At 72.2% G+C, this 15,799-nt stretch carries 16 protein-coding genes; 6 read left to right on the forward strand and 10 right to left on the reverse strand.

Features of this window, described 5'->3' with window-relative positions; translation table 11 throughout:
• Positions 1 to 49 precede the first annotated feature (49 nt).
• Genes VSH64_RS06585 through VSH64_RS06600 form a run of 4 tightly spaced genes read left to right on the forward strand, consistent with a single transcriptional unit; the run spans position 50 to position 4,783 of the window.
• Positions 50 to 1,333 carry an MFS transporter gene (locus tag VSH64_RS06585; RefSeq protein WP_326834579.1) on the forward strand — a complete coding sequence of 428 codons (1,284 nt, stop codon included), beginning with the start codon at positions 50 to 52 and terminating at the stop codon, positions 1,331 to 1,333.
• 25 nt (positions 1,334 to 1,358) lie between these two features.
• Positions 1,359 to 2,507, forward strand: a complete 1,149-nt coding sequence (locus tag VSH64_RS06590; protein ID WP_326834580.1) for an acyl-CoA dehydrogenase family protein — start codon at positions 1,359 to 1,361, stop codon at positions 2,505 to 2,507.
• Positions 2,508 to 4,013 (forward strand): class I adenylate-forming enzyme family protein, encoded by a 1,506-nt coding sequence (locus VSH64_RS06595; RefSeq protein WP_326834581.1) that lies wholly within the window; start codon positions 2,508 to 2,510, stop codon positions 4,011 to 4,013. It abuts the gene before it with no gap.
• Entirely contained in the window at positions 4,010 to 4,783 is a 774-nt protein-coding gene (locus VSH64_RS06600; protein ID WP_326834582.1) for an enoyl-CoA hydratase/isomerase family protein, read from the forward strand. Before VSH64_RS06595 ends, VSH64_RS06600 begins: the two co-directional genes overlap by 4 nt.
• A gap of 269 nt (positions 4,784 to 5,052) precedes the next feature.
• On the opposite strand, the gene VSH64_RS06605 is transcribed toward VSH64_RS06600, so the two are convergent.
• From VSH64_RS06605 to VSH64_RS06640, 8 genes are all read right to left on the reverse strand, one after another.
• Positions 5,053 to 6,285 carry a TetR/AcrR family transcriptional regulator gene (locus VSH64_RS06605; protein WP_326834583.1) on the reverse strand — a complete coding sequence of 411 codons (1,233 nt, stop codon included), beginning with the start codon at positions 6,283 to 6,285 and terminating at the stop codon, positions 5,053 to 5,055.
• Positions 6,286 to 6,408: 123 nt separating this feature from the next.
• Entirely contained in the window at positions 6,409 to 7,296 is an 888-nt protein-coding gene (locus VSH64_RS06610) for a hypothetical protein (protein WP_326834584.1), read from the reverse strand.
• Positions 7,297 to 7,299: 3 nt separating this feature from the next.
• A complete protein-coding gene (locus tag VSH64_RS06615) occupies positions 7,300 to 7,947 on the reverse strand; it encodes a hypothetical protein (RefSeq protein WP_326834585.1) in 648 nt (215 codons plus the stop codon).
• A gap of 110 nt (positions 7,948 to 8,057) precedes the next feature.
• Complete coding sequence (locus VSH64_RS06620; protein WP_326834586.1) at positions 8,058 to 8,897, reverse strand: LLM class flavin-dependent oxidoreductase; 840 nt, start codon at positions 8,895 to 8,897, stop codon at positions 8,058 to 8,060.
• Positions 8,898 to 9,016: 119 nt separating this feature from the next.
• The gene (locus VSH64_RS06625; protein WP_326834587.1) at positions 9,017 to 9,850 is read right to left on the reverse strand and encodes a peptidoglycan-binding domain-containing protein; all 834 of its coding nucleotides are present in this window, start codon (positions 9,848 to 9,850) and stop codon (positions 9,017 to 9,019) included.
• A gap of 94 nt (positions 9,851 to 9,944) precedes the next feature.
• Positions 9,945 to 10,427, reverse strand: coding sequence for a hypothetical protein (locus VSH64_RS06630; protein ID WP_326834588.1), 483 nt, complete (start codon positions 10,425 to 10,427; stop codon positions 9,945 to 9,947).
• A 77-nt stretch (positions 10,428 to 10,504) separates the two neighbouring features.
• Positions 10,505 to 11,716, reverse strand: coding sequence for a DUF6745 domain-containing protein (locus tag VSH64_RS06635; protein ID WP_326834589.1), 1,212 nt, complete (start codon positions 11,714 to 11,716; stop codon positions 10,505 to 10,507).
• Positions 11,717 to 11,838: 122 nt separating this feature from the next.
• Positions 11,839 to 12,477, reverse strand: a complete 639-nt coding sequence (locus VSH64_RS06640; protein ID WP_326834590.1) for an HD domain-containing protein — start codon at positions 12,475 to 12,477, stop codon at positions 11,839 to 11,841.
• Between the two features lie 225 nt (positions 12,478 to 12,702).
• Between VSH64_RS06640 and VSH64_RS06645 the strand changes: the two genes are divergently transcribed.
• Both VSH64_RS06645 and proC read left to right on the forward strand, forming a co-directional pair.
• Positions 12,703 to 13,695 carry a proline racemase family protein gene (locus VSH64_RS06645; RefSeq protein WP_326834591.1) on the forward strand — a complete coding sequence of 331 codons (993 nt, stop codon included), beginning with the start codon at positions 12,703 to 12,705 and terminating at the stop codon, positions 13,693 to 13,695.
• Entirely contained in the window at positions 13,692 to 14,501 is an 810-nt protein-coding gene (gene proC, locus VSH64_RS06650; RefSeq protein ID WP_326834592.1) for a pyrroline-5-carboxylate reductase, read from the forward strand. The genes VSH64_RS06645 and proC overlap by 4 nt, the downstream gene beginning before the upstream one ends.
• A 64-nt stretch (positions 14,502 to 14,565) precedes the next feature.
• Here proC and VSH64_RS06655 read toward each other — a convergent pair whose 3' ends face one another.
• A complete protein-coding gene (locus VSH64_RS06655) occupies positions 14,566 to 15,465 on the reverse strand; it encodes a MurR/RpiR family transcriptional regulator (protein ID WP_326834593.1) in 900 nt (299 codons plus the stop codon).
• A gap of 107 nt (positions 15,466 to 15,572) precedes the next feature.
• A complete protein-coding gene (locus tag VSH64_RS06660; protein ID WP_326834594.1) occupies positions 15,573 to 15,797 on the reverse strand; it encodes a three-helix bundle dimerization domain-containing protein in 225 nt (74 codons plus the stop codon).
• Positions 15,798 to 15,799 lie beyond the last annotated feature (2 nt).

Below are 15,799 nucleotides of genomic sequence, written 5' to 3' on the forward strand. Positions count from 1 at the left end.
TACCGTCTGCCTAACCAGTATTCACCTCCCGCAAAGAAGCAGGTGGCCCATGTCCGAAGTGGCGACCAACGCCCCGGCCGGCGTGGCCGGGTCCGCCTACACCCGAAGAGAGCGTGGTCTGATCATCGCGGCCGCGGTCAGCGGCTGGGGGATGGAGTACTTCGACCTCGTGATCCTGTCGCTGGTGGCCGGCGACGTCGGGAAGACGTTCGGGGTCTCCACGGCCGCGGTCGGCGCCGTGTTCACCGCACAGCTCGCCGCCACCGCCATCGGTGGCGTGATCTTCGGCCCGCTGGCCGACCGGTTCGGTCGCCGCCGGGTGCTCACCTGGACGATCTGGATCTTCGCGATCGGCACGGGACTCGGGGCGCTCGCGCCGAGCTTCGGCCTGTTCGTGGTGTGCCGGATGATCGCCGGCATCGGCATCGGCGGTGAGTGGGCGATCGGGTTCGCGCTGCTCAACGAGGCGTGGTCGCCCAAGCGCCGCGGCCTCGCCGGCGGCATGGTGCAGGCCGCGATCTGGCCCGCCTACGCGGTCGGCATCTTCGTGGCCGGCGCTGTGCCGAACTGGCGCTGGGCGTTCGCCATCGGGGCCCTGCCCGCCGTGGCCGCCGTCGCGATCCGGCTCGCCTGCCCGGAGTCGAAGCAGTGGCTCGAACTGCAGCGCGCCAAGGCCGAAGGCCGCACCGCCACCGGTACCGCGAGCCGCGAGCCCGCGACCGCCGGGCTCGCGCTGCTGTTCAAGAAGAACGCGCTGAAGATGGTCGTGCTCGGCACCGTCGTGGTGTTCGGCGCCCAGTACTCCTACTACGTCTACTCGTCCTGGATGCCGACCTTCCTCAAGACCGGCCTGCACCTGGGTGCGGGTGCGACACAGACCGTGCTCTACGTGAGCGCCGCCATCTCGCTCGTGTCCTACATCGCGGCCGGCGCGCTCGGCGACCGGTGGGGCCGGCGCAAGGCCCTGCTCGCCTTCGCCTCGGTGCAGCTGGTCGCGTTCATCGCCTTCGCCGTGTTGATCGGCACCGGCGCCGCGACCGGCGCGGTGATCGCGATGTACTTCGTGATCTCGTTCGGGCTCGGGTACTTCGCGGTGTTCGGCACGTGGTTCGGCGAGCTGTTCGCCACGCCGATCCGGGCCACGGGCTCGAGCTTCTGCTACTCGGTGGGCCGCGGCATCGCGAGCTTCGGCCCGGGCCTGGTCGGCCTGCTCGCCGCCCGCTACGGCCTCGGCGGCGGCATCTCCACCGGCCTGTTCGCCGTGGCGTTGATGATGATCACCGCGCTGTTCCTGGCCGACCGATCGGGTCGTGCCATCACCGCGGTCGAATGACTCGGGAATGAGGAAGGGGAACGACTTGCAGCACCTTTGGAGGGACCACGTCGACGAGCGGCTCGCGCTCGAGGCCCGCGACTTCACGCGCGAGCACGTGGCCCCGGTCGCGGACGCTCTCGACCGCGAGGACCGCTATCCGCTCGACCTCGTGCGGCTCACCGCCGCGCGCGGCTGGAACTCGATGACGCTCGACCCGCGCTACGGCGGCGAGGGCCGGCCGATGACCGACCTGCTCGCCGTGCTGGAGGAGCTTTCGGTCGCCAGCGCGATCCTCGGCATCTCGTTGATCACCATCTTCCAGAGCCAGCGCTGCATCGAGCTCTACGGCGAGGAGTCGTTGAAGGAGCGCTACCTGCCGCGCTACGCGAGCGGGCTGCCCGCGTCGTTCGCGCTCACCGAAGACGGCCACGGCAGCGACATCCGCACGCTCGACACCAAGGCGCACCGCACCGACAAGGGCTGGGTGCTCAACGGCGAGAAGGCGTTCATCACCTCCGGCGCGGCCGCGGAGCTGTTCGTGGTGCTGGCCGAGACCGACGTCGGCGTGTCGACGTTCGCCGTCACCAAGGAGACGCCGGGGGTGTCGAGCTACCAGGGCCACGAGGCCGAGACGTTCGGGCTGCGCAACGGCCCGCACGTGAACCTGGTGCTCGAGGACGTCGAGGTGCCGGCCGACCACCTGATCGGCACCGAGGGCCGCGGCCTCAAGCAGGTGATGGTCACCCTCGCCAACTCGCGCACACTCGCCGCCGGCATCAGCCTCGGCATCGCGCGCGCGGCGTTCGAGGGCGCGCTGAAGTACGTGGACCAGCGCTCCGCGTTCGGCACGAAGGTGCTCGACTTCCAGGGCATCCAGTGGTACTTCGCCGAGCTGGCCGCGCAGATCGACGCCACGCGGCTGCTCACCTACGAGGCCGCGCGCGACCTCGACGCGGGCCGGGACATCGCGCGCTCGTCCTCGTCGGCGAAGCTGCTGGCGGCCTCGCTCGCCACGAAGGTCGCGTCCACGGCGGTGCAGGTGTGCGGTGCGCACGGCACGCGGGAGACGCAGCCGTTCGGCCGCTACCTGCGCGACGCGAAGGCGTACGAAGTGGCCGGCGGCTCGGCCGAGGTGCTGAAGAACACCGTCGCGAAGAGCCTGGTGAAGGCCGTCAGGGTGGAGGATCGCTAGATGTTCGCGGCAACACTGAAAGACCGGTGCGAGGCCAGCGGCGAAGCGCCGTTCCTGCTGCAGGACGACAAGGTCGTCAGCTGGGCCGGCCTGCTCGACGTGGTCACCCGCACGGCCACGCTGCTGCACGGCAACGGCGTGCGCCCGGGTGACCGCGTGCTGCTCGCCTGCGGCAACACGCCGACCTTCCCGTACCTGTGGTTCGCCCTGCGCTGGCTCGGCGCCACCTGCGTGCCGCTGCACAACCAGGCGACCGGCGCGCACATCCGCCAGGTCGTGGCCGACGCGGGCATCCGGTTCGCGGTCGGCGACACCCCGAGCATCGCGCGCCTGGTCGCCGACGCGGGCTTCGATCCCGGCACCACGCTCGGGTTCGCCACCGCCGACGACCTCGAGCAGGCCGTGGGCGGGCTCGCGCCGCACCCGATGCACGAGGCGGAGCTCGACGCCGAGAGCAGCCTGCTCTACACCTCGGGCACCACCGGACCGCCGAAGGGCGCGGTGCTCTCCGACGGCGCGTTCCTCGCCGGTGGGCGGGAGCTGGCCGACGCGATCGGCATCCGCGCCGACGACCGGATCCTGGTGGCGCTGCCGCTGTTCCACACCAACCCGCAGGTGTACGCGGTGATGACCGCGATCGCCACCGGTGCTTCCCTGGCGCTGCTGGAGAAGTTCGAGCCGGCGAAGTTCCTGGAGCAGGCGATCCGGTACGAGGCCACGGGATTCACCTACGTCGGCACGATGCTGGCGATGCTCGTGCGCAAGCTGCCCGAGCACATCCCGCCGCACAAGCTGCGCTTCTGCACCGGCGGCGGCGCGCCGGTGGGCCTGTGGACCACGATCGAGGACCACGTGGGTGTCGACGTGCACGAGCTCTACGGCATGACCGAGACCGGCGGCTGGGTCACGGCGAGCCGCGCAGGACAGCGCCGGCGCGGCGCGTGCGGTACCGTCCGGCCCGACATGGACCTGGCGATCCTCGACGCGAACGACGAGCCCGTGGCACCGGGCGAGCCGGGGCAGATCTGCGTGCGCCCGCGCGCGCCGTTCGTGCTCTTCGACGGCTACCACGGCAAAGCCGAGCTGACGCTGCAGAAGTTCCGCAACCTGTGGTTCCACACCGGCGACCTCGGCGCGGTCGACGCCGAGGGCTACCTCGTGTTCCACGGCCGCGCCGACGACATGATCCGCCGCGCCGGCGAGAACGTGCGCCCGGCCGACGTCGAGGCGGCGATCGCCGAGCACCCGGCGGTGGACGAGGTGGCCGTGGTCGGGGTGCCCGACGAGGTGGTGGGCCAGGAGGTGCGCGCGGTGATCGTGCCGCGCGGCGAGTTCGACCCGCTCGCGCTGCCCGCGTTCCTCGAGGGCAGGCTGCCGAAGTTCGCCTGGCCGCGGTACCTCTCGGTGCGCCCGGCCCTGCCCAAGACGGCGACGCAGAAGGTCCGCTCGGCCCTGCTGCGCACGCACGAATCCGACGACGTCGACCTCCGCGGAGCCCGCTCATGACCGAACCCGTGCTGTTCGAGGTGACCGACGGCGTCGCCGTGCTCACCCTCAACGCCCCGAAGAAGCGCAACGCCATCGACGGCGCGCTCGCCGCCGCGCTGATCGACGCGTGTGAGCGCATCGACGCCGACCTCACGATCGGCTCGGCCGTGATCCAGGGCTCGGGCGGTTACTTCTGCTCGGGCGGTGACCGCGACGAGCTGGCGGCGATCTCCGCGGCCCCCGCGTCCGACGAGGGAATCCGGGCCACACAACGGATCTACGACGCCTTCCTGCGCTTCGGCGCGCTGAAGGTGCCGACCGTGGCCGCGGTGCGCGGCGGCGCCGTGGGCGCCGGGATGAACCTGGCGCTGGCCGCCGACGTGCGCGTGGTGGCCGAGGACGCCAAGCTCGCCTCGGGGTTCACGCGGCTCGGCGTGCACCCCGGCGGCGGGCACTACACGTTGCTCACGCGGGTGGTCACGCCCGAGGCCGCGACCGTGCTCGGGGTGCTGGGCGAGACGGTGGACGGCCGCCGCGCCGTCGAGCTCGGCCTGGCGTACGAGGCCCGGCCCGACGCCGAGGTCGAGCCGCGCGCGCTCGAGCTGGCCCGCCGCGGCGGCACCGACCCGGCGCTCACCCGCGCGGCGATCCGCAGCCTGCGGGCCGAGGTGGGCCCGCCCGCGCTGACCTGGCAGGCGGCCGTGCCGCTGGAGCAGAGCGCGCAGCTGTGGTCGTTCGCGCGCAAGGGATCCGACCGCTGGAAGGGCACCGAGCGCGCGAGCGACTGAGCCGCATCGAACCGCACTGGCACACGGCATCGGCTCACGGATCCGAAACACCGCACTGAACCAGCACAGTGCGGCGCACCGAGCCCGTGGCCGCGCCTTCCGGGGCGCGGTCACCGGAAAGCCGAAGGGCGACCGGCTGAGAACACCGGCGGCGGGAGGGGATCCCCGGAGGGGGAGGGTCCGCTCCCGCCGCCGTCGTGTCCGGGCTCGATCGTTGAAACGCGGCCGGACCACGGGTCGAAAGAGGGCGTTCGTCCGCAGTGGACGGATCAGACCGCCACGCTCGTGAGCGCCGCCAGCGCGAGCCCGACCGTCCACTCGGGACGCTCCGGCACCGACGCGAACCGCCTCGAGCGGGCCACGGCGTCGATCAGCTCCATCACCGCGAGGCTCGCGGTCTCGGCCACCGCTTCCTCCACGGCCTCATCCAAACCGGGGTTGGCCGCCAGCACCGCGCTCACCCAGTAGTCCAGGTACCGCTTGCGGTCGCGGCGCACGGCCTCGCCGAGGTCCTCGGGCACGTGGTGCTCTTCGGTCATCCAGACCGCGATCAGGTCGCTCTTCGCGAGCGCCGTGCGCACGTGGGTGGTCACCAGCAGCTCGAGCCGCTCGGCCGGGGTGCCGTCCGACGTCATCGCCAGCGCGCCGCCCCAGCACAGCTCGTCGGCGATCTCCGCGACGACGGCGGTGAGCACGGCGGCCTTGCTGGGGAAGTGGCTGTAGATCGACGGGCCCGCGATGCCGACGCCCGCGGCGATGTCGTCGATGCCCACGGCGTGGTAGCCGCGTTCGCGGAACAGCTTTGCCGCCTCGTCGAGGATCGCGCGACCGCGGGTGTGCTCCGCCGCCGCGGGCGATTCCCGGTCCACCACGCGGAGCTCGGGCAGGCTCGTGGGCGGTTCCGGCGCGAGCAACGTGGCCAGCAGCACCGTTTCCAGCGTGGCCGCGTGGGCCGAGAGGCGCCGGCGCGGCAGCGCCGGCACGCTGTTGAGCAGGCCCAGCGCGGCGCGGATGCGGAACTCGGCCTGGCCGGTGGTCAGCTCCGGGCGCGCGTCCACCAGCACCCGCTGCCACAGCCCCACGCCTTCCACGCGCACGGCCACCAGCTCTTCGCGGACCTCGCTCGTGAGGTAGTGGGCTTCCTGGTGCCACAGGCGCACCACGTCCGGGCGCTCCAGCACGACACCGACCACCGACGAGGCGAGCCGCTGCAGGACCTCTTCGGTGTCGCCGCCCTGCGCCAGCGCGAGCACCTCGCGGTTGCGCCAGGTGAGCACCATCTCCCGGATCGGCTCGGCGAGCAGCGCGCGCTTGTCGGGGAAGTGCTTGTAGACCGCGCCGGCCGTGATGCCGACCTGTTCGGCGATGTCGGCCACGGAAACCCCGCCGTAGCCGCGCTCGCGGAACAGCCGGGCCGCGGCCGCGAGCAGCCCGGCGCGACGGTTGGGGCGCGCGGACGCCGACGCCTGCCGCTTCGTCCCGCGAACTTCCGCCCGGCCCACTCGTTCTCCTCGTCGTGTCGGCAACGTTCTTGCCAGATTACCGCCTCCCGCACCGTGAAGGTGGGCAGAGTGAAAGTGGGCCGGGTGAAGGTGGGCAGAGTGAAGGTGGGCCGGCAGCTTTGCTCACGGTGCCTGGTTCTGGAACTGGAACTGCACCCGCACGGACGAGTCGAGCGGCACCACGAGCGTGGTGTCGCTCGCCGACCACGTGCGTGGCACGAGGAACATGCGGTCGTTGCCGTGCACCAGCAGGCGCAGGTTGCGGTAGCGGTAGTGGTAGGTCTGGCCGGCGGCGGGCGGCAGTGCGGTCTCGTCGATGCCCGGGCTGCGGGGGAACAGCCGCTCCTTCGTGTCCACGATCACGCTCGGCAGCCCGTCGAGTGCCCGCGCCTGCGCCAGGGCGAGCCCGCGGCCGGACCACTGCGCGATCGTGGCCGTGGTCCAGAACAGGCTCACGCCCACGACGACGAGCACCAGCGCCAGCGATACCCGGCGCACGGCCGAAGCCGCCGGGGCGCCGGGGTCGAGGCGCCGCAGCACGCGGAAGCCGTAGACCACCAGCACGCCGCCGACGGCGATGAGCAGGGGAGTCACGAGGGCGTACCAGACCCAGCCGCGCACGAGCGCGTACAGCAGCAGCAACCCGATGCCGGCGCCCAGCACCACGAGGCCCACGGCGGTGAGCACCCGCGCCGCGAACCGGAGCCGCGCCGTGTCCTGCGCGGCCGCGATGCGCCGCTGCAGGGCCGAGTGCAGCACGAGCGCCCCGACGCTCGCCAGCGTGAGCACCAGCAGCGGCGTGAGCAGCGGTTGCGGGCTGCGCATCACGTAGTCCTGGGTGGCCAGGCCGATCAGGTCCACGTCGATGCCGAAGTACTCGTACTGCGAGCGCGTGGAGACGTAACCGAAGTAGAACAGCAGCGCCGAGAGCAGGGTCGCCGGCGCGACGACACTCCCGACGGCCCGGACCCAGTGCTCGAGCCGGCCGGTCACGTCCCCCTCGTCGGGCACCGCTCAGCCCGAGGTCGTGGACGTGCTGGAGTCGGCGGTCGTTCCGGTGGTGTCGGTGGTGTCGGTCGAGGACTCGGTGCTCGTCGTGGAAGCGCTGTCCTCGCCCAGCGGGTTCGAGAGGTCGATCGTGTTCGGTTCGAGCCGGTAGCCGTCGCACCCCGACGGGTTGCAGTCCACGCTGCCGGACATGGTCAGGGTGGCGCCCGAGCCCGGTGCGAGCCAGGTGAGGGCGACCGAGCACACCGGCGCCTGCGAGCTGAAGGTGAACGCCGCGCAGGCGGGGTAGTCCCCGCACTGCCCGCCGGCGCGCACCTGGCCGGCGGGGCCGGCGTGGATCTCGGCCACGACCACACGCACGCCCTCGGGTGGTGTGGTCAGCAGGCTGACGCTGATGCAGTCGTCCTTGCCGCGTTCGTCGTTGCTGCCGCCGATCGGCAGACCGGCCAGCTGTACCGAAGGCCCGCGCTCGGACGAGCGTGCGGTTTCGGATCCGGTGCCCTCGGTCGGGGGGTTGCCGGTCGTGGTGACCTCGGAGGAGTCCCCGGACTGCGTGCTGCCGGCGTCGTCCGAGCCGGCGCCGGGGTTCCCACACGCGGCGGCCACGAGCACAGCGGCGCCCACGAACACACTGAAGCGATGACGGAATGACATGGTTCCCACCTCTCACCCACCGTAAAACGGGTGAGAGGTGGTGAAAACCACGTGAGGACACAACACGGTCACGAGGTTTCACCGGTGACCGCGTCCGAAGTGGACTGCGGCTACTTGCCGGCGAGACGTTCCACGACCGGTGCGAACGCTTCCAGGAAGGCGCCGTTCACGCTGAGGTAGGAGACTCCGAGCTCCTCGCGGCGGCGTTCGAGCTCGCCGGTCATCGCGTCGAGGTCGCCGTTGAGCACGGTGAGCGAGTCGTGCTCGATCAGGGTTTTCGCGTCGAGGCCGCCGAGGAAACCGCTCAGCCACGGCGGGGCCTCGTCGCCCACCACGAAGAGGTTGAGCGACAGCTCGATGTCGTCGGCCCGCGCTCCGGCGGCCGTACGGATTTCCTGGACGTACCCGGCCATTTCGGCGCGCGTGGTGAGCACCCCGCCGGCGAGCGCGACGATGTCGGCCTTGGCCGCGGCCAGCCGGCGGGCCTTGGGGCCGCCGGCCGCGATCATCACCGGTGTGTGCACGCCGCCGTTCAGGGCACCGTCGAGGCGGCGCACGTGGTCGATCGCCTCCGACAGCTGGTCGAGCCGGTCCTGCCCGGAGCCGTAGGGCAGGCCGAGCTCCTCGGCCTGCTGCCGCATGGTGGGCAGTCCGGTGCCGAGACCGAGCTCGAACCGGCCGTCCGTGAGCTGCGTGAGGCTGTGGGCTTCCCACGCGGCGGCGCGCGGCGTGCGCAGCGGGCCGGCGAGCACGAACGAACCGACCCGCAACGTCGTGGTCGCCGCGGCCGCGACCGCCAGCGCCGCCGTGGGCGTCGGCAGGTTGAGGTTGTCGGGCGAAAGCAGCGTCGAGTAGCCGAGCTCTTCAGCTCGCTTCGCCGTCTGCTGCCAGTCCGCGCCGCTGCCGCCGGCCGCCGCGACCACGCCGAACCGGAACGCCTTGTCGGTCATGCGAAAACACCCCCGGGTTGTCGATACCTCCGATCCAACCACCGTCCGGGGTGCGGCGGCCACCGGCGCGGATCCCCGCCGGTCCCTGCGGAGCCGGCGAGGATCCGTGACCACCGGGGTCAGCCGCGCTGGTACTCCTCCCAGGTCTGCTTCGGGTTCACCGCCGGGCCGTCGTCGGCGCCGCGCCCGGCGAGGCCGTTGAGGCCCAGGTAGTAGTCGCCGGTCTGGTGCTGGGCACCCGAGGACAGGTCCGGGTCGGAGATCGCCACGGCGTGGATGTGGTAGCCCCAATCGGCCTGCTCGGGTGTGCGCAGCCACGCCGCGAACCCGACCTGGCGCAGGGTCTTGACCACGCTCGTGCGGGTCGCCGTGGTCATCCCGGACACCGACACGTCGAACGTGCCGCCGCCGTCGTGCGTGCCCGCCGACGCGTCGACGCCACCCGGGTTGTACGAACCCTGGGTGAGGCTCAGCTGCCGGCCGAGCAGGCCTTCGGCGGCCACCAGCATGGCCTTGGTGCGGGTGTTGAGCGTGACGCCGTGGTAGGTCACGTGGCTGCCCGCGGCGAGCACGGCGGTGACGGTGTACCGGTTGGTGCCCAGCTTCTCCAGCGAAGTCTTGCCAGGCAGGCCCGAGGCGTCGATTCCCGTGTAGCCCAAGGACTTCTGGTACTGCGAGTACGCCGTGATGGTGGTGGTGCCGAAGTAGCCGTCCACGTACTTCGCGTCGAGCAGCCCCTTGGCCTGCAACGCCTGTTCCACCAGCAGCACGCTGTCGTGCGCGCCGGGCGTCTGCGTGCTGTCCGCGCGGCGCGGGTCGATCTGCGCGGCCTTGAGCACGGCCTCCATGCTCGCCGTCGGCAGCACCGACGTGGCCGCACCGGCGGAAACCGGTGCGGCCACCCCGAGTGCCGCCGCCGCGAGCGCGGTCAGCGTGGCGATTTTCCTGAGCATCCCTGGTCCTCCTCGTCCTCGTCCCGGATCGAATCCGGCAAAGGATCACCGAACGGGATACAAGGGACGTACAACCCGGAGGTCCAGGCCGGGTTCAGTCGGCGATCAGCATCGTGTTCCGGGCGAGGGTGACCCCGCGCTCCTGCTGCCGGCGCACCAGCCAGCGGCCCGGCGCCACGCCGCTGCCGCCGTGCTCGGGGTGGATCAGGTACGCGGGCGCGGTGTTCTCGAAGACGGCGATGCCGAGGTGCAGCGGGTCGCGCACGGAGATCCACCGGCAGGTGTCGGGTTCGGTCACGAGCGTGTGCGGGTTGCGCCCGTCCACGCCTCGCACCAGTTCGACGCCGCCGGGCGGCACCGGCTCCCAGCGCCCCCAGCGGTTGAGCTCCACGGTGCGGGCCACCAGGGCGTGCGGGATCACGATGAGGTCGCCCTGGGCCTGCAGTCCGTCGAGCACGGGCACGGCGACCTGGCGTTCCAGGTGTGCCAGCACGTCGAGGCCGGACCGGTCGAGCAGATCGGCGAGGATCACCGCGGTTTCGGTGGGTTCGGTGGTCAGTGTTTTCGGAGTGGTCATCGTGGTCACCATGGGGTTCTCGAAGGGTTGGGGGTTCAAACGGCCGGGGTTGCGAAGGGCCGGTTTCGACCGGGAGGTCACGTGCGGCGCAGGAGCCCGGCGTACTGGGCTCCGGTGAGCCCGTAGGACCAGCCGGCGGCGTCTACGGGGTCGTCGAACCAGGGCGGCACCGAAAGGCCGTAGCGGCGGCGGGTGCCGTCGCGTTCCACGGATCCGTTCACGGCGAGCAGCAGCCGGCGCGCGATCGTGCCGGGAGCGCGGGGGATGTCGTAGAGCAGCAGCTCGGAGTCGCGGTTGCCCGGATCCGGCGCCCGCGCGACGAAGGTGAGGCCGGCGCGCTCGAGGTATCCGTCCCAGCCCAGCCGCTCGACCGCGCACCGGCGGACCTCGATGTTGCGTTCGGTGTTGATCGCGTCGGTGGTCACGTCTTCGATCACCCACGCCGGCACCGGGGTGCCGTGCCACGCGTAGGCGCGCCAGCCGTCCGGGTAGGCGATGGCCGGGCCGTCCGCGTTGTGCACCCGAAGCTCGCCGTACGCGGAGCCGGGCAGGGGTTCGGTGCGGACCACCACCGGGCGCTCGGTGACCACGCACACGCCTTCGCGTGGCCACCACCAGCCGCACGAACGCACGGTTTCCGCCCACAGGTCCAGCTGCCGCTCGGATTCGCGTCCGAAGTGGACACCGAGCCGGCGGTGCGCGTCGTAGTGCGCCAGCCAGTGGGCTTCGTGCTGGCCGTACCAGCCGAGTCCGACCGGCTCGCGCAGCTCGGCCTTGATCGTGGCCGTGACGGAATCACGGATGCTGTGCTGCAGCGCACCGCGGACACCGAGGGTCAGCAGTGCGGTCAATGCGGCCTCTTGGTCGCGCGGCGATCCGGGATCCTCGAGCTCACCGAGGATCCCGGGCAGGGGTGGCTCGAAGTAGGTGGGGCCGGGGTCGAAGGCGATCCTGTGGTTGAGCCGGGTGCGCAGCTCCGACAGCGACCCGGCCATGCGGTTTTCCAGCCGGGTCAACGATCCGAGCGACAACACCGGATCCGGCGGCACGAGTTTCGCCGCCGCGGCGGGAGAATCGACCCAGACGAACTCCGGGGGTGGCTCGCCTTCCAGCGCGTACAGACCGCTGATCGCGGCTTCCGCGGCCGGCCGGTCGGCGGGCTCGCAGGACAGGGCGTGGCCGAGCCACTCGGCTCGCGCGGCTTCGGCGAGCTGCCACCGGGCGCGGGAGAAATCAGCGAGTTCGGGATCGTCGAGAACGCGGGCTCCGGGCCCGCCGGGCGCGGTCAACGCGCGAGGGCGAGCACGCCCTTTCCATCAGACATGTCCCGATCATGACACCTTCCCCGGTTGGTGCGCAAGCACTTTGGCCGCCGCCGGGCCCGGGGAAGCCCGGCGGCGGCCGGCCGGGGTCACTCCGCCCAGGCGGAATTCTCGATCACGTCCACGAAGTCGGTGTGCTTGAACCCGGGCACGAAGTGCTCCAGCACGTCGGCGTTGACCGTGCCGAACGTCGAGTCGGGGCGGTGGGCGAACCCGTCGGTGAACGCCTGCAGGATCTGGCGCTTGAAGTCCGGCCGCGGGTGCGCGGCGGTCACGGCCGCGCGCTCGGCGGCGGAGATGCGGTCGAGGTTGATCCCCAGCACGTCGGTCTCCACGCCCGCGGTGGTGGCGGCGATCTCCGGCGCCATCCGGTAGGGCACCTCGGGGGTGGTGTGCAGCGCGATAGAGGTCCAGACCACGTCGGCGTCGGCGGCCGAGCGGCCGTGGGCGAGCAGGAACTCGCGGGCCTGGTCGGCGCCGTCGATCTCGAAGCGCTGCTGCTCGCTGCGCCACGGCGGCACCAGGCCGGTGTCGTGGAAGAGCGCGGCGACGTAGAGCAGCTCCGGGTCGGGGTCGAGGCCGAGCGCGCGCGCCTGCAGGCTGCCGAACAGGAACACGCGGCGCGAGTGGTGGAACAGCAGCTCGGTGGACTTCTCGCGGATCAGTGCCGTCGCCTCGGCGACGAGCGCGGTGTCCGGCACGGTGATCCCGGCGATCGTCTCGGTCATCACGAACTCCCTGGTCGAAAAGCGGTGTGGTCCTCGCAGCCTGCCCCTCGGAGGCCGGTCCGCGCCGTGGCCGGACGGGCCACGAACCCCACCGATAGGGACATCGGGACGCCGGTCGCGGGCGGGGCGTGACCGGGCGCACACCTCTTCCCGTAGTGAAAACTACCATGTACTGTCTCCCGTCATGGACACTACAAAGAGGGCGGGTGGTCCACAGTGGACGCGGTGACGGTCACCGACTACCACACGGCGGGAGAGCCCTTCCGCATCGTCACGGGCGGCACGCCGGAGATCCCCGGCACCACGGTGCTCGAACGCCGCGAGGCGGCGCGCTCCACGCCGGACATCGACGTGGTGCGTCAGCTGCTCGTGAACGAGCCGCGCGGGCATTCCGCGATGTACGGCTGTTTCCTGGTGCCGCCCGAGACCGCGGGCTCCTTGTTCGGCGTGCTGTTCTGGCACCGCGAGGGCTACTCCACGGCCTGCGGCCACGGCACCATCGCGCTCGGCGCGTGGGCCGTGCGCACCGGCCGTGTCGCGGCGGTGGCCGACGGCGTGACCGAGGTGCCGATGGACGTGCCCTCGGGCCGCGTGGTCGCGGCCGTGACCTGCGAGGGCGGCGAGGTGCGGAAAGTGGCCTTCCGCAACGTCGACTCGACCGTGCTCGGCCGCGGTGTCGAGGTGGCCACGAACCACGGGCCGGTGCGGGTGGATCTCGCCTACAGCGGCGCGATCTACGCCTGTGTGCCGGCCTCGGCGTTCGGCCTCGAAGTGGTGCCCGAGCACCACACCGCGCTGGTGGCCGCCGGCCGCGAGGTGAAGGCCGCGCTCAGCGGCACCGACTGGGCGCGCCACGCCGGGGACAGCCGGCTCAGCGGGGTCTACGGCACGATCCTCTACGACGACCTGGGCGACACCCCGACGGGACCGCACCAGCGCAACGTGACCATCTTCGCCGACGGTCAGGTCGACCGTTCCCCTTGCGGCTCCGGCACTTCCGCGCGCCTGGCGCTGCTCGCGGCGGAAGGCCGGCTGCGCGAGGGCGACGTGCTCACCCACGGCTCGATCGTGGGCACCACCTTCACCGGCCGGATCCTGTCCACCGGCGAAGACGGCAGCGTCGCCACCGAAATCGAAGGCACCGCACACCTGGCCGGCGAGAGCGTGTTCACGCTCGACCCGGCCGACGACCTGGGAACGGGGTTCACCCTGCGATGACGAAACTGGCCATCATCGGCGGCGGCAACATGGGCGAGGCACTGCTCGCCGGCATGCTCGCCGGCCCCGAACCGAAGATCACGGCGGCCGACGTCGTCGTGGTCGAGCTCGCCGAGGCGCGGGCCGCGTACCTGCGCGAGCGCTACGGCGTGGCCACCACGGCCGAGGCCGGGCCCGCGATCCGCACGGCGGAGACCGTGCTGCTCGTGGTGAAGCCCTACCACGTCGACGACTTGTTCGCGGCGGTCGCGGACGACGTGAACGACAGCCAGCTGTTCGTGTCGGCCGTCGGCGGGGTGCGGATCTCGAAGCTGGAGGCGCTGCTGCCGGGCAAGCCCGCCGTGGTGCGCTGCATGCCCAACACGCCGGTGTCGGTGGGCCGCGGGGTGGTCGCGATCAGCGCGGGCACCTATGCGGGCGAGGCCGAACTCGACCGCGCGCAGGAGCTGTTCGACGCGGTCGGCAAGGTCGTGCGGGTCGAGGAGACCCGCATGGACGCCATCACGGCGCTGTCCGGGAGCGGTCCGGCGTACTACTTCTTCCTCACCGAGGCGATGATCGAGGCCGGGATCCTGCTCGGCCTGCCGCGACCGCTGGCCGAAGAGCTGGTGCTGGCCAACGCGGCCGGCGCCGCGGAGATGCTCCAGCTGCCCGACGCCGACCCGGTCCGCATGCGCGCCGCGGTGACCAGCCCCGGAGGCGCGACGATCGCGGCGATCCGGCAGTTCGAGGAGCGCGGGGTGCGCGCGGCGGTGATGGCGGCCATCGAGGCGGCCCGGGACCGCGCGGCCGAGATGGGTCGCTGAGCCCGCAAGTCGTTGCGTGCCACCGGGCCGGGTCTTGACGGCGTAAGCGCGGTCCCGCGCCGGGTCACTCCCGGCCGGGCCACCGCGTGCGCATGTCGCGGGGCACCAGGGCGGTGCGCAGGGCCGTGAGCAGGTCGAGCTGGTCCGACACGGCCGCCGGGTCCTTGCGCGCCAGCCCGGCGAGCAGGCAGTCGACCACGAGCGTCGCGGCGAGGCCCTCTTGGGTCAGCCCGCTCACCGTCTGCACGGCGGTGAGCACCACGTCCGCCTGCTCGCCGAGGGTGGGCCGCAGCGAGTTGGTGATCAGCAGCACGCGGGCGCCGACCGAGCGCGCGTGTTCCACGATCGTCTTCACGTCGTGCAGCAGCCGGTCGGGCACGGACAGCACCACGACGTCGCCCGCCCGCAGCCGCACCAGGTCGTCGGCGAGCCGGAAGCCGGTGGCCGACGTGCTCCAGGCCCGGCGGCCGAGCCGGTGCAGCCGGGTGACCAGGTACTGCATCGGCAGCTCCGAGGGCCCGAGCCCGAAGCCGAGCACCTCGGCCGCCGAGTCGAGCAGGTCCACGGCGGTGGTGAACTCGGGCTCCGCGAGCAGCCGGCGGGTCTCGGTGAGCCGCTCCACCGACTCGGTGAGCACCTGGTCGAGCAGGCCCGCGGTGTCGCCGGCGGTCTGCTCGATCCGCTCGCGCAGCCGCGTGGCCGGGTTGGTGTCGCCGACCACGTACCGGCCGACCACGCGCTTGAGCTCGGGCAGCCCGGAGTAGCCGAGGGCTTTCACCGCCCGCACCACCGTGGCGTCGCTGGTGCCGCTCAGCACGCCGAGGTCACCGGCCGTGGACAGCAGGATCGCCTGCTGGTGGCTGCGCAGGTACTCGGCCACGCGCTGCTCGGCCGGCGACAGCCCGGCCAGCCGCTCCTCCACGCGGGCGCTGAGCGGGTCGGGCAGGTCGTCGCGGACGGTCACGGTGGCGAGCCTACCGAGCTGCGGGTTCCGGCCGCCGCTCCGCACGGTCAGTGCACAGTGGACAGTGGTGGACAGTGCCGCCCGCTGAATTTTCAGCGGCGCCGGGTTCAGTCGGGCGCGGCCGCCAGCGTGGCCCGCACGGCCCGCTCGACGAGGATCGGCACGAACGCCTGGATGGGCGCTTCGCTGAAGCGAGCCCGTTCCCGCTCCACCAGTTCGTGCACGGACGCGGCGCCGGCGCTCGCGAAGTCGCGGGTCAGACGTTCCTCCAGGTACCCGAAGTGCGGGTCGGCCTCTTCGGGCGCAGGGGCTCCGAGGGTCTGCGTGCTCATGC

This window comes from Amycolatopsis rhabdoformis (genome assembly GCF_035918295.1).
Taxonomy (GTDB): domain Bacteria; phylum Actinomycetota; class Actinomycetes; order Mycobacteriales; family Pseudonocardiaceae; genus Amycolatopsis; species Amycolatopsis rhabdoformis.